This window comes from Pseudoalteromonas sp. PAB 2.2, from assembly GCF_001938575.1.
Taxonomy (GTDB): Bacteria; Pseudomonadota; Gammaproteobacteria; order Enterobacterales; family Alteromonadaceae; genus Pseudoalteromonas; species Pseudoalteromonas lipolytica.
The window spans coordinates 29,253-42,250 of record NZ_LYPI01000014.1 but is presented as its reverse complement, the minus strand read 5'-3'; the positions used below and the strand labels follow the sequence as shown (position 1 = coordinate 42,250).

The 12,998-nt window shown below is 41.1% G+C and carries 15 protein-coding genes; 10 read left to right on the top strand and 5 right to left on the bottom strand.

The window, feature by feature from the left end; genetic code table 11:
* Positions 1-26 precede the first annotated feature (26 nt).
* Complete coding sequence (gene cmoA / locus BWD47_RS13365) at positions 27-752, bottom strand: carboxy-S-adenosyl-L-methionine synthase CmoA (RefSeq protein WP_036971611.1); 726 nt, start codon at positions 750-752, stop codon at positions 27-29.
* A gap of 118 nt (positions 753-870) precedes the next feature.
* On the opposite strand from cmoA, the gene BWD47_RS13360 reads away from it, so the two are divergent.
* Positions 871-1,551, top strand: coding sequence for a DUF3334 family protein (locus tag BWD47_RS13360; RefSeq protein WP_036969376.1), 681 nt, complete (start codon positions 871-873; stop codon positions 1,549-1,551).
* Positions 1,552-1,597: 46 nt separating this feature from the next.
* On the opposite strand, the gene BWD47_RS13355 is transcribed toward BWD47_RS13360, so the two are convergent.
* Positions 1,598-1,990 (bottom strand): hypothetical protein, encoded by a 393-nt coding sequence (locus BWD47_RS13355; protein ID WP_143474495.1) that lies wholly within the window; start codon positions 1,988-1,990, stop codon positions 1,598-1,600.
* A gap of 248 nt (positions 1,991-2,238) precedes the next feature.
* Between BWD47_RS13355 and BWD47_RS13350 the strand changes: the two genes are divergently transcribed.
* Positions 2,239-3,255: a DUF5924 family protein gene (locus BWD47_RS13350; RefSeq protein WP_075594126.1), complete on the top strand. Its 1,017-nt coding sequence runs from the start codon at positions 2,239-2,241 to the stop codon at positions 3,253-3,255.
* Between the two features lie 125 nt (positions 3,256-3,380).
* A complete protein-coding gene (locus BWD47_RS13345) occupies positions 3,381-3,776 on the top strand; it encodes a hypothetical protein (RefSeq protein ID WP_075594125.1) in 396 nt (131 codons plus the stop codon).
* A 47-nt stretch (positions 3,777-3,823) separates the two neighbouring features.
* Here the strand turns inward: BWD47_RS13345 and BWD47_RS13340 are convergent, their stop codons facing one another.
* Together BWD47_RS13340 and BWD47_RS13335 are read right to left on the bottom strand one after the other, a co-directional pair.
* Positions 3,824-4,318 carry a M48 family metallopeptidase gene (locus BWD47_RS13340; protein WP_075594124.1) on the bottom strand — a complete coding sequence of 165 codons (495 nt, stop codon included), beginning with the start codon at positions 4,316-4,318 and terminating at the stop codon, positions 3,824-3,826.
* Between the two features lie 13 nt (positions 4,319-4,331).
* Entirely contained in the window at positions 4,332-5,180 is an 849-nt protein-coding gene (locus tag BWD47_RS13335; protein ID WP_075594123.1) for a DUF72 domain-containing protein, read from the bottom strand.
* 227 nt (positions 5,181-5,407) lie between these two features.
* Between BWD47_RS13335 and aspS the strand changes: the two genes are divergently transcribed.
* The 5 genes from aspS (at position 5,408) to BWD47_RS13310 (ending at position 9,440) form a co-directional block, all read left to right on the top strand.
* Positions 5,408-7,177: an aspartate--tRNA ligase gene (aspS, locus tag BWD47_RS13330; RefSeq protein WP_036969365.1), complete on the top strand. Its 1,770-nt coding sequence runs from the start codon at positions 5,408-5,410 to the stop codon at positions 7,175-7,177.
* A 107-nt stretch (positions 7,178-7,284) separates the two neighbouring features.
* Positions 7,285-7,491, top strand: coding sequence for a hypothetical protein (locus tag BWD47_RS13325; RefSeq protein ID WP_036969362.1), 207 nt, complete (start codon positions 7,285-7,287; stop codon positions 7,489-7,491).
* Complete coding sequence (locus BWD47_RS13320) at positions 7,488-8,090, top strand: pentapeptide repeat-containing protein (RefSeq protein ID WP_371915644.1); 603 nt, start codon at positions 7,488-7,490, stop codon at positions 8,088-8,090. Before BWD47_RS13325 ends, BWD47_RS13320 begins: the two co-directional genes overlap by 4 nt.
* Positions 8,091-8,120: 30 nt before the next feature.
* On the top strand, positions 8,121-8,705 hold the full coding sequence (locus BWD47_RS13315) for a GNAT family N-acetyltransferase (RefSeq protein WP_074989717.1): 585 nt from the start codon (positions 8,121-8,123) through the stop codon (positions 8,703-8,705).
* Between the two features lie 12 nt (positions 8,706-8,717).
* On the top strand, positions 8,718-9,440 hold the full coding sequence (locus BWD47_RS13310; protein ID WP_178387090.1) for an alpha/beta fold hydrolase: 723 nt from the start codon (positions 8,718-8,720) through the stop codon (positions 9,438-9,440).
* Between the two features lie 17 nt (positions 9,441-9,457).
* Here BWD47_RS13310 and BWD47_RS13305 read toward each other — a convergent pair whose 3' ends face one another.
* Positions 9,458-10,345 (bottom strand): MBL fold metallo-hydrolase, encoded by an 888-nt coding sequence (locus tag BWD47_RS13305; protein ID WP_075594121.1) that lies wholly within the window; start codon positions 10,343-10,345, stop codon positions 9,458-9,460.
* A gap of 236 nt (positions 10,346-10,581) precedes the next feature.
* Here BWD47_RS13305 and BWD47_RS13300 point away from each other — a divergent pair, with 236 nt between their 5' ends.
* Together BWD47_RS13300 and BWD47_RS13295 are read left to right on the top strand one after the other, a co-directional pair.
* The gene (locus tag BWD47_RS13300) at positions 10,582-11,424 is read left to right on the top strand and encodes an isopenicillin N synthase family oxygenase (RefSeq protein WP_036969353.1); all 843 of its coding nucleotides are present in this window, start codon (positions 10,582-10,584) and stop codon (positions 11,422-11,424) included.
* A gap of 161 nt (positions 11,425-11,585) precedes the next feature.
* The gene (locus tag BWD47_RS13295; RefSeq protein WP_036969351.1) at positions 11,586-12,992 is read left to right on the top strand and encodes a DEAD/DEAH box helicase; all 1,407 of its coding nucleotides are present in this window, start codon (positions 11,586-11,588) and stop codon (positions 12,990-12,992) included.
* Positions 12,993-12,998 lie beyond the last annotated feature (6 nt).

Sequence of the window (12,998 nt, the reverse complement as noted above, 5' to 3'; positions counted from 1 at the left end):
GAAATACTCTTTATATCGTTGTGCTGTTACTTGATGGCAATCATCGAGCAGAAATTAAAACATTGGTACCATACTTGGGTTTGGCTAAAGCCAATCTCAGTGAGGCGTGCTAAATGAGTACTCAAATGATCAGGGCGCATAACATTTTCAATCGCAGTGCGTTTTTGGCTGATCTCAAGTTCTGAGTAACCGTTGTGACGTTTAAAATCATGGTGTAAATCAATCAGCAAATTATTGCATTGCTCATTTTCACCTTTAATTTTTTCGCTAAGCAGCAATACGCCACCGGGCTTTAAATTAGCATAGATTTTCTCAAGCACTGCGTGGCGCTTTTCAGGCGGAATAAACTGCAGGGTAAAGTTCATTGCTACAACAGAAGCATTTTCGATGGCTAAATCGTTAATATCACCAAGGGTAACTGTAACGGGAACTTCAGAACGAAAGCCTTGTAAATGCAGTTTACAACGCTCAACCATGGCTTGTGAGTTATCTACCGCAATGATATTACAGTTATCTGTACGAATATTACGGCGCATGCTTAATGTTACAGCGCCTAACGAGCAGCCTAAATCATATAGGTTTGAGTTACTTTGTGCGTACTCACCAGCTAGTTTTCCCATGGTACTAACAATAGTGGCATAACCCGGCACCGAACGCTGGATCATATCTGGGAATACTTCAACTACATGTTGGTCAAAACTAAAGTCTTTAACCGCTTGCTCAGTGGCATAAATACTGTCTTTTTGCGTCACGTGAACAGTCTCTTTAAAAAATAATACCGCTATTTTAGCATTTTTAGCTGGATAGTCAGTGATAAATTCAGTAGCTTGGCTAGAATTATCAATAACAAGTACAAGAAAGAGAAGTTTAATGACTAAAAGCAAAGTGATCAGTACAGAAGATATCTTATCAACTCTGTGTCATTCAGTTACCGGCGTATTATCGTCAGCAAGTGGCAATAAAATTAGCTATTCGGCTATGGTACAAAAAATAACCCGTACCTGCATGCGCCCAGATATAGGTTGTTTTGTATTGTTCGATGGTGGTTTTACAGGCCTGGTGGTAACAAACTTCACGGCACAAGCGGCGATGGAAATTTACCATGATTATATGCGCAGTATGGGTATGCCAGAAGAAGAAATAGCCAATAGCCATTTATCAGACGACGTTGCCAACGTACTTGGTGAGCTGATGAACCAAATCGTGGGCGACTTTACTTCTAAAGTACGCGACCAATTGCATACGTCTATCACCCAAAACCAACCTAAAATGATGGCAATCAACAAGCAAGTACAGATTTCGGTTGATACCACTATGGATAGACCACAAGCACGCCGCGTGACATTCACTACATCGAAGCAAAATATCTTCTATCTTGAGCTTGCGATGGATAAAACTGAGTTTATCAAGCTTCATGACTTTGATATTTCAGAAGCGGTTGACCCTGATGACATCATTGAAAACGAAGCAAAACAAAAAGCTGAAAAGCAAAAAGCAGCATCACAAGCAGACGATGCCGATGATGATTTTATGGCCGAATTAGGGTTGTAACTCAACGACTTGGGCTTTCAGCTGTTAGATAAAACAGAGGCGCGGTTTAGACCGCGCTTTTTTGTGCTTTAAAGCAATTGATAACATCTTTAGCAGGGATCCCAATTAACGTAATAGTCTCATCGTCTATCTTTTGAATTTTTGATTTAACTGTCACTGAAGGCCCTCGAGTAAAGCTTTTCACAGATTCTGGTGAAAAGATATTTAGCTCATCTTTGATTAAATCTGTTTTATGGGTTTTAGAATCAAAGCTGATCATGATATCACCCTCAAAATCCATTTTTTCTGACGATTCAACAGAGATAATAGAGGCCAAATCAGGGTTTTGCTTAAAATAAATTTTAAAAAAGCTTTTTGCGTATGAGTTTAAATTTTTAATTGAAGTAGTTATGTGGCTATCAACTTCAAGTATTGCATCGTTTTCTAATACTGATTTCATCTTGCAAGCCCATTCACCATTTAAAAAGTTATAATCGTCAAAAGCATTCGCAGTTGTACACTTAAAAAGTAATAAAAGTATTATCAAGACTCTATATAACATTTCATTTGTTCCTTTTAGAAAAAATACTCGATGCTCGTTAACTTTATCTAAATATCTTACAGCTTTGAACTAAAAGCTCGTTTTAAAGCCTACATTCATCCAATTTATGCTTTACTCATAAGGCCTAAAAAGGATTTGATGACTGCATGAATTACTTAAAAAACGTTATAACTAAATTTGTTTTCATGATGCAAAAGCGCCCAGGGTTAATGGCGGTGTTAGCGTTTTGCAGTGGTGTGGCAAGCTATGTATTTGTTGAGCGAAAAGAATCGTTTTCGCAACTTATCTCTATTTTGTTATTAGTCACTTGGTTGTGGTTGTTAATAGATAACTGGCTAAGAGATAAAGTAGAGGAGCGTTTTGGTGTGGCGGTGTCGCCCAACGTGGTGCGCTTTGCGCTGCAAGTTGTGCAGCAAGAAAGCCTGTTCTTTGCTTTACCATTTTTCTTAGCGGTGACAACCTGGGATCATGGTCAGGCTGCGTTTACCGCCTTAATCATTCTTTGTGCGTTCGTTTCTGTTGTTGATCCCCTCTATTACAAAAAGCTCGCAAGGCACAGTGTCTGGTTTAGTGTGTTTCATAGCTTTTCCTTGTTTGTCGTGTTGTCGGTTACCTTACCTATTTTATTAAAATTAACGACCAGTCAGAGTTTTGAAATTGCGCTGGTGACAGCGGTTATTTTAACTATCCCGAGTTTAGGAAACTTGATGCCGAATGCAAAATGGTGGCGTTTCCCGCTGTTGGTACTATTGCTTTGCGCTTTAAGTGCCGGGCTTTGGCAATTACGTAGCTTTGTACCGCCTGCGGCACTGCGTTTAACCGATATGAGCGTGTCGTATCAGCTTGATGAACAAGCCCGTAAACCAATAGAGCCTATCCAAAAGTTAACCGAGTATGATTTACATCAAAAAGGTCTATACAGCTTTAGCGCAGTTAAAGCCCCGAGAGGTTTAAATGAAAAAGTCTTCCATGTTTGGGTGCATAATCGTAAAGAAGTTGAACGCATAGCCCTGGATATTTCCGGCGGTCGTAAAAAAGGCTATAGAGCATGGAGCCACAAAACGAATTTCCCTGCTAATGCGGCAGGAAAATGGGTCGTTAAAGTGGTTACCGAATCAGGGCAGCTGATAGGTCAGAGAAGGTTTGAGGTAACTGAAGTTTAGCTGTCAGTTTTTAGCCGAAATGAGAGAGGGGCAATTTTGATTGAACGTTTATGAGGAACATGTTGCTATGAACCAATAACTTAATTATTGTAAATATTAAGTTTAAAATTTTTGGCAAGAAAAGCATGACTAGGTATTTTCAGTTTACTGTGCTGGTTACAGCAGTTTTATACTCGACGTTTTTTTTCTTACCGTATATTTGGCAATATATTTACTCTGAAGACATTTCTTACTTATTATCTGCTGCAGGAACAGGTGGAATTATCGATCCTCAAAGCTCGTTTCCATATATTTACTCAATGGTATATGTATTAAGTCTACTTGGTCTTTATTTATACAAAAAATTAGCAAAGTGGTTATTTTGTTCACTGACTGCCTTTAACTTTCTTGTTAGCCCTTACATTCTTGGGCTATATGTCACAATGTATTTTGATGCATCTATTGGTTATTTACTTACTCTTTGCGAAGGTGCATTGATTTTAATGCTCTTTAGTGATGATGTTATAAAAAAGCTTAAGTAAACAGTCTATTTTTGGTATTAGATCTCATATTATTTTTACTGATAGCATTAATAAGGGTTTTTCCCTTCACCTACCAACACACTGAATATTCTTAAATCAAGCTCGAGTTGATGGTATTGCGGCTCCATGTGGCAACAGAGTTGATAAAACGCTTTGTTATGATCTTTTTCTTTAAAATGTGCAAGTTCGTGAACAACCAATGCTTTTAATAACGGCTCTGGTGCGCATAGTAAGTCGCTGTTAATGGCTAGGTCGTGCTTACGCGTTTTGCCTTGCATACGAAAAGTATGCGTACCTAACGCATTGGTGACCATATCGCCTTGTTTTTTAAACGCGGCACGACCAAAAGGCAGGGCGTTTTTAAGGTAACGTTTTTTAAGCTCGGTTGCATAATTGTATAAGGCTTTATCACTGGTGATGTTATGCGCGTCAGGGTATTTACCTTTTAAATACTGTGCGGCTTTGTCATTATTAAAAAGCTGTAATACTTGGTCAACGATATGGGGCGGGTAACCTTGAAAATAACGGCTGTAGTCTTTCATATGCACTCTGAAATTAAAATAAACTGCTTTGGCTGGCTTCTCGCTCACCTGCAAAAGGCGCGAGCACCGGGTGATTATAACCTAAATCTTGGCAAAATTGCCTCGCCAATAGTGGCGATTCGCGGTTATCGGCGGTATGAAAAAACACATATGGTGATTTACCTTCTTCAAGCCATTGTTTTATTTTTTTAAGCCAAGGTTGGTAATACGATTTGTATTCATGGTTAAGGCTTGCAATCACAAAGCGCAGCATCGGATTACTGCCCGTTGCTATAGCATGGACAGGTAAATAAGGCTTTTTCTTTTGCGCATCAATCAATGCATCTGTTTCTGCGGGCACTGCAAATAAAGCCCGTGTATCCATACTTATGCGATTAATGTTGTTTTCAATTAGTAGCTGATTAAGGCGAATTTCAGCATCACCTTTTTGAAAAAACGCGGGGTGGCGTACTTCAACACCATAATTGAGGTGTTTGGGTAACTGGGTAATAAAATTAGTCAGCAGGGGCAGAGCATTAGGGCCAAAGGCACTTGGTAACTGCAACATAATTTGCCCAGTTTTGGCAAAAATAGGTTCAAACAGGGTCAGCCATGCATTTAGCTCATTGTTTATATTGGTGAGCTGTAATTCGTGACTAAAACGCCGGTGAAACTTAAAAGTAAATTTAAAGTCTTCGGGTACAGCATCGTACCAGCGTAATAGTGATTCGTGACTTGGGTCAGCATAAAAGCTGGTATTGCCCTCAACCGAGTTGAAGGTGTGCGCATACTCGTTGAGCATGTCGGCACTTTTACAGTGACTAGAAAGTAAACTTCCTTTCCATGCGGTGCTAGACCACTGTGGACAACCTAAGTACAGCATTAAATCAACCAATAAATTTAAACTGCGCGTAGTGTAACAAAAGAAATGAATGCTCAGAAGTCAGTGCGCATATTTAGGCTTCTTGGCGCACTGCTGGCACTCGCATTTTGAGATGGTTTGGGTATAATGCTCAGCCTTAAATGATTACTTTGTATAGTGGCTTTTGCTCTCAAAATAGCGAACTCTTAAGAGCAGGCGGCTATAAGTCTTTAACTGACAGGAATACTATGCGCTCTATATATTGCGGACAGCTAAATAAATCTCACGTAGATCAAGAAGTTGAACTATGTGGTTGGATCAATAAACGCCGTGACCTTGGTGGACTTATTTTCGTCGATTTGCGTGACAGAGAAGGGCTCGTTCAAGTGGTTTTTGATCCTGAAGTAGAAGGATTAATGGACACTGCGAATAAACTACGCCAAGAGTTTTGTGTGCAGTTAAAAGGTGTTGTTCGCGCACGCCCTGAAAGCCAAGTAAATAAAGACATGGCAACAGGTGAAGTTGAAATTTTAGGCACAAGCTTAACTATCATCAACCGTTCAGAGCCATTACCTCTTGATTTTAATCAGCAAAACTCTGAAGAGCGCCGTTTAAAATACCGTTACCTAGATTTACGTCGTCTTGAAATGAGTGACCGTATTAAACTACGTGCAAAAGCGAGCAGCTTTGTGCGTCGTTTCTTAGATGACAATGGTTTCTTAGATATCGAAACACCCGTACTTACAAAAGCAACACCAGAAGGTGCGCGTGACTACTTAGTACCAAGCCGTGTGCACAAAGGCAGCTTTTATGCATTGCCTCAGTCGCCACAGTTATTTAAACAATTACTAATGATGTCGGGTTTTGACCGTTACTATCAAATTGTTAAATGTTTCCGTGACGAAGATTTACGTGCTGACCGTCAGCCAGAATTCACACAAATCGATTTAGAAACGTCATTCATGAGCTCTAATGAAGTTCGTGCGATGACAGAAAAAATGATCCGTGAAATGTGGCAATCACTGCTTGACGTTGATTTAGGTGACTTCCCTGTCATGCCTTACAGCGAAGCAATGCGTTTATACGGTTCAGATAAGCCAGATTTACGTAACCCAATGCAACTTGTTGATGTTGCTGACTTAGTCAAAGACGTTGAATTTAAAGTTTTCTCAGGCCCTGCAAACGACGAAAAAGGCCGTGTTGCCGTGTTAACTGTACCAGGCGGTGCAGAGCTTTCTCGCAAGCAGATTGACGACTACACGAAATTCATCGGTATTTATGGGGCGAAAGGCCTTGCATGGATGAAGGTTAACGACCGTGCTGCGGGCGTTGAAGGTGTACAATCACCAATCGCTAAATTCTTAAATGAAGACGTGATTAACCAATTACTTGAGCGTACTAATGCGCAATCGGGCGATATCATTCTATTTGGTGCAGACAAACGCAACGTGGTTAACGAAGCAATGGGTGCGCTACGTCTTAAGATTGGTGTTGATTTAGGTATTACAAACCTTGATAGCTGGAAACCGCTATGGGTTGTTGACTTCCCAATGTTCGAAGAAGACGACGAAGGTACATTACATGCGGTTCACCACCCATTCACGGCTCCAAAAGAAATTTCGCCAGCAGAGCTTGAGGCAAACCCTGCCGCAGCAATCTCTGATGCATACGACATGGTATTGAATGGCTATGAAGTAGGTGGTGGCTCAGTACGTATTCACAACGCCGACATGCAAGAAACAGCGTTTAGAATTTTAGGTATTGATGCGCAAGAGCAACAAGACAAGTTCGGTTTCTTACTTGACGCCCTAAAATACGGTACACCACCGCATGCAGGTCTTGCGTTTGGTCTTGACCGCTTAGTTATGCTGTTATGCGGTACTGATAACATTCGTGACGTAATTGCATTCCCTAAAACAACGCAAGCATCATGTTTATTAACAGATGCACCAAGCAAAGCCAATGCGGATTCGTTAACAGAGCTTGCGATTAATGTGGTTGCAAAAGACGCTGAGTAATTCTTAATAAACTGAATTATAAGCTTTAATGAAAGCCCTAAGGTGTACCCCTTAGGGCTTTTTTGTGTTTAAATTAATTTTTATATGGTGTATTTCAAGGAGAGGGTATGAATATAAACGCCAGCTTTATTAATTACTTAATGCTTATTTTAGTTCCGTTTTTTGCTGTAATGAGTTATTACCTCGGTAAACGTAAAACGACAACCCCTATCATTGTCGCTATTATCGGTGGTTTGTTAGGTTTAATGCCTTTATTTGGTCTGGTATTTATTGCTGTACTGGCGCTTAAAAAAGATATTGAGACGAGCGCGTGATCACAAGCCATTCGCTTTATTTTGAACACACCTTTGAACACACCTTTGAAGTAAACCTAGCAGGGCAAACATTTTCGCATTGCGAATTTGAGCAATGCGAATTTATCGATTGCGACTTTAGCCACAGCCAGTTTGAAAACTGTCGGTTTATAGAATGCGAGTTTAAAAACTGTAATTTAGCGGCGCTTGGGCTCAAGTATACCTCACTTGAAGAGGTGAGCTTTAAAGCGTGTAAATTAACCAGTGTACGCTTTACAGATGTTGATTGGCCGCTGCTTGCCACCCGTGCCCCTGTGAGTTTTATTGGCTGTGAACTTAGCCATAGCAGCTTTTTTGAACTCAGTTTAAAGGCCTTAAAAATGCGCAGCTGTTTTGCCAAAGATGTTGATTTTAGGCATGCGGATTTATCATCTGCTGATTTTACTGATACTGATTTTCGTGACAGCGTGTTTCAACAAACGAATCTCAGTAAAGCTAATTTTATTGGCGCCAGCCATTTTGCTATTGATATAACCGCTAATAATATAAGTAAAGCTAAATTCGAGCGTTATGCAGCTTTGGACTTACTCGCCGGGCTCGATATAGAGCTGGTGGATTAAGTACCATTACTAATAGGATTAAGGAAAGCCATGAATTTAAGTCCCACCTCCTTGGAAGGAAAATTTATTAAATTAGTGCCATTAACACCAGCGCATCGTGATGCACTTGTAAATGCAGCCGCAGATGGTGAGTTGTGGAAATTATGGTTTACCTCTGTGCCCAATGAAGAGCGAGTTGATGACTATTTAACCATGGCATTTGAGCAACAAGCTCAGGGCCGAGCATTACCATTTGCAGTTATAGACCAGCAAAGTGGCGAGGTTATCGGTTCAAGCCGTTTTTGTAATATTGATACTAAAAACCGCCGTTTAGAAATTGGTTATACCTGGTATGCCAAGCGCTTTCAGCGCACAGCCGTCAATACCGAATGCAAAAAGTTACTGCTTAATTATGCTTTTGAAACGCTGCATGTGATTGCTGTAGAGTTTCGTACTCATTGGCATAATATGGCATCACGCAATGCTATTGCACGTTTAGGGGCTAAACAAGACGGTGTACTTCGAAACCACCAAGTAATGGCCGATGGGCATGTGCGTGACACGGTGGTGTTTTCAATTATTGATGGCGAGTGGCCGATGGTTAAACGCAGTTTAGAATATAAATTAGAGCAGTAGAAAGTGTTGACTATAAGAAAAATAACTTTGTTATTAGCGTTTACGCTTTTTGGACAGAGAGCCATTGCTACTGAAACTGAGGTTTTGTTTGATACCCAACGATCGCGCCATATTCCAGTGACGATAACGCCTATCGATAGTAAATGCACCGCGCAGAAAAAGTGCCCCGTTGTTTTTATTGGCGCAGGTTACGGTATGGCGCATACAGATTATCAATTTGCGCAGCAGGTTTTTCATCAGCATGGCTATTTAACGGTTGAAGTTGCGCATGAATTAAACGGTGACCCAAGTTTAAGTCCTGAGCCGCCTTACATGACGACGCGGATGGAAAATTGGCATCGCGGTGTAGAAACGCTGATGTTTTTAGTGAATGAACTTAAAGGGCGTTATCCTGCGTATGATTTTAACCAGTTAACCTTGTTTGGGCATTCAAATGGCGGCGATATTGCAGCCTTGTATGCCGCTATTTACCCAGCGAAAGTGAGTAAAGTGATCACCCTTGATCATCGTCGTATGCTGATACCACGTAATAAAAACATTGCTGTGCTTACGCTACGCGGCAGTGACTACCCTGCAGATGACAACGTATTGCTCACACAGCAAGAGTTGGCTTTATACCCTGTTACACAAGTAACAATGGCAGGTTCTCGCCATAATGATATGTATGATGGTGGTCCAAAAGTACTGGTCGAGCGTATGCGCAAAGAGCTCGATGCGTTTTTATCACGCTATTAATTATTTTTGATATTCAGTTAAAACTGGGCATCAATATCGCTGCGGAAATTAAAATATCCCATCTCAACGAGGTTGTTATACACACCTTCTATATTTAGTGGCAGCCATTGTTGATACATTTTTAAATGGCTGTATTTCTCTAAAGTAATTTCTTTTTGTAAGGTTGAGAGTTTTTTGCCTGCTAACATGCCATCGCGAACGGCTGCATGTAAGTCTTCAATATAGTGTAAGTAAGACACCACATCATCGCGGTTGCCAGTATCAGCGTGCCCACCTATAAACACAGCAAAAGGTGGCTCATTAAGAATGGCCTTTGTGGAAGAGAGCATTCCGTTAATATCGTACCCTATGAGGTTTTTATAAGGCATGCGGCCAAGTACAATCCAATCAACAACGTAAAGTACATTAGCTGGCATAAAACGCATACTGACATTACCTCGGCCATTATTTGGCCCGTAGTAATTAAGAAGCACGTAACTATCACCTAATTCGATTTTGAGTGTATCGGTAAATGTCAGATCAGGCAGGGCTGTCGGCACTTTATTCAATCTTAGATCGTCAGCGGCAAACTTATGAGAAACGACGGTGGTGTTTTTATCAATGAGTTCATTACCGCCCATCGCATGGTCAACATGGCTATGGCTGTACACCATGTATTTAATGTCGGCGTTAAACGTTTTCTTTATATAACTTTTTAAATATTTTGCGGCATCACTATTGAGTGGGTCAGTCACTAATGCAACCTTATCAACGATCATAAAGGCGCTGTGGTAATGGCCGGCACTAAAGCGGTATATATTGTCTTTAATATTTTCAACCTTATAGCTTGTCTGTTCTACTGCAAAGGTATATTGACCGAGTAGCATTAGTAAGCTGAAAAGTACAAGGTGAAGCCTGGCGAACATAAACAATCCTTTTACGTTGAAACGTATCTAAATAAGCACATTAAAGTGCGTTCTAGCGTGTGTATTATAGTCGATAAAGTTTAGTTGATCTGTGTCAAATTTCAGGAACTCAGCTTGTAGGGGAGGACATAAGTCCTTATATTTTTAACTGCGTTTCTCTATCCTCGCGAAGCGCTATAATGAAGAAATGCTATGCTTAGCACAGACTTCTAGAACCTTATTCACTGGAAAAGACAATGCAACATTTACCTACCGTTGATTATAAAGCGAGCGATGCGGCCGCTCAATTTGTTGAGTCACTAAGAAACACAGGTTTCGGTGTATTAAAAAATCACCCAATTCCTCAGTCATTAGTTGAATCAATCTATAAAAATTGGCAAGAATTCTTTAATTCTGAGCAAAAGCATGCGTTTTTATTCTCAAAAGAAACACAAGATGGTTATTTCCCGCCGTCTGTGTCTGAAGTTGCAAAAGGCTTTACCGTAAAAGATATTAAAGAGTACTACCACGTTTATCCTAAAGGCCGAGTGCCCGCACAATTAGAAGAAGAAATTCGTGAGTACTATCGCTTAGCCAATGAGTTTGCAGCCACACTTTTAAGCTGGGTTCAAGCTGAAGCACCAGAAGACGTGCGTGCTAAGTTTTCTATCGATCTTAAAGATATGATTGCAGACTCTGAGCAAACACTTTTACGTATTTTACATTACCCCCCCATGACGGGTGATGAAGAGCCGGGTGCGATTCGCGCCGCTGCACATGGCGATATTAACTTATTAACGGTTTTACCAGCAGCGAACGAACCAGGTTTGCAAGTACAAACAACAGATGGCGGTTGGTTAGATGTTCCGTGTGATTTTGGTAACCTGATCATCAATATTGGTGACATGTTACAAGAAGCGTCAGGTGGTTACTTCCCATCGACTATTCACCGTGTGATCAACCCAACGGGTAAAGCGTCAACGAAATCACGCATTTCGTTACCGTTATTCCTTCACCCGCGTCCAGATGTTGTTTTGTCTGAGCGCTATACTGCCGATAGTTATTTACAAGAACGTTTACGTGAGCTAGGCGTTAAGTAAAAGCAAACGACTAGAAAGAAGCGGCTCAGGCCGCTTTTTTCGTCTTTAATACACATACCAATAAATCGCCGTTATAAAATAATTCCATGCATTATTGGCTATCATAGGTATAATGCGCGCACTTCGGCAATTCAGCTGACTTTTTGAATTTGAGAGACACTATGAGTTTTGATGGCTTAGGATTATCACAGTCTTTAGTTAATGCAGTTTTAGAAAAAGGCTATGAAACACCTACGCCTATTCAAACACAAGCGATCCCTGCGATTATAGCGGGTAGAGACGTGATGGCCGCGGCGCAAACCGGTACAGGCAAAACAGCAGGTTTTACTTTACCGTTAATCGAGCGTTTAGCCAAAGGCAAAAAGGCAAGTGGAAATCGCGTGCGCGCGCTTGTGCTTGCACCTACACGTGAGCTTGCATTACAAGTGAGCGAAAACGTAGAAGAATATGCTAAGCATTCTAATATTAGTTCGTTTGTGGTGTATGGTGGCGTTAAAATTAACCCGCAAATGATGCGCCTTCGTAAAGGTGTTGATATTTTAGTTGCAACACCGGGACGCTTACTGGATTTACATAATCAGAATGCGCTCCAGTTTGATACCTTAGAAGTGTTAGTGCTTGATGAAGCCGACCGTATGCTTGATATGGGCTTTATTCACGATATTAAACGTATCATTGCGAAGTTACCTACTCAGCGTCAAAATTTGATGTTTTCAGCGACGTTCTCTGATGAAATACGTGCCTTAGCAAAGGGACTTATTAACGACCCAGTCGAGATTTCTGTAGCAGCTAAAAACACCACCGCAAAATCTGTGTCACAATCGGTTTACGCGGTTGATAAGTCAAGAAAAACAGCCCTATTGAGCCATTTGATTCGTACCAACAATTGGCAACAGGTATTAGTTTTTAGCCGTACCAAACACGGTGCTAACCGTTTGGTTAAACAGTTAGAGCGTGATGACATTGTGGGCGCGGCTATTCATGGTAATAAATCGCAAGGTGCGCGTGTTAAAGCGCTTGAAGGTTTTAAAAATGGCGAAGTACGTGTATTAGTTGCCACAGATATCGTAGCCCGAGGGCTTGATATTGTTGAGCTGCCGCACGTTATCAATTACGACTTGCCGAATGTGTACGAAGATTATGTACACCGAATTGGTCGAACTGGTCGTGCAGGTGCTTCTGGGCATGCTATTTCGTTTGTGACAGCCGAGGATGCTATTGATCTATACGGTATTGAACGTTTTATTGGTGAATTGATCCCGCGCGCGACTGAAGCGGGGTTTGAACCAAGCAATCCCGTGCCTGAAAGAGAGCTTGATGCACGCCCAATTAAACCTAAAAAGCCGAAAAAAGCCAAACAGCCGTTTTCTAAGCCGAAGTCGGATAGTAAAAAACCAAATAGCAATGGCAGTGGCATAGGTCCACGCCGCGGTGGTTCGGGAAAAAAATCTAATGCCACTAAAGGAAGTGACGAGCAAACACAAAGCCCGTGGGCTAAGCGTCAGTCTGTAGGGGGGAATGCTCAACGCAAACGCCGCCCTAAAAACGGTGGCTCAAATAACAGCTAATTTATC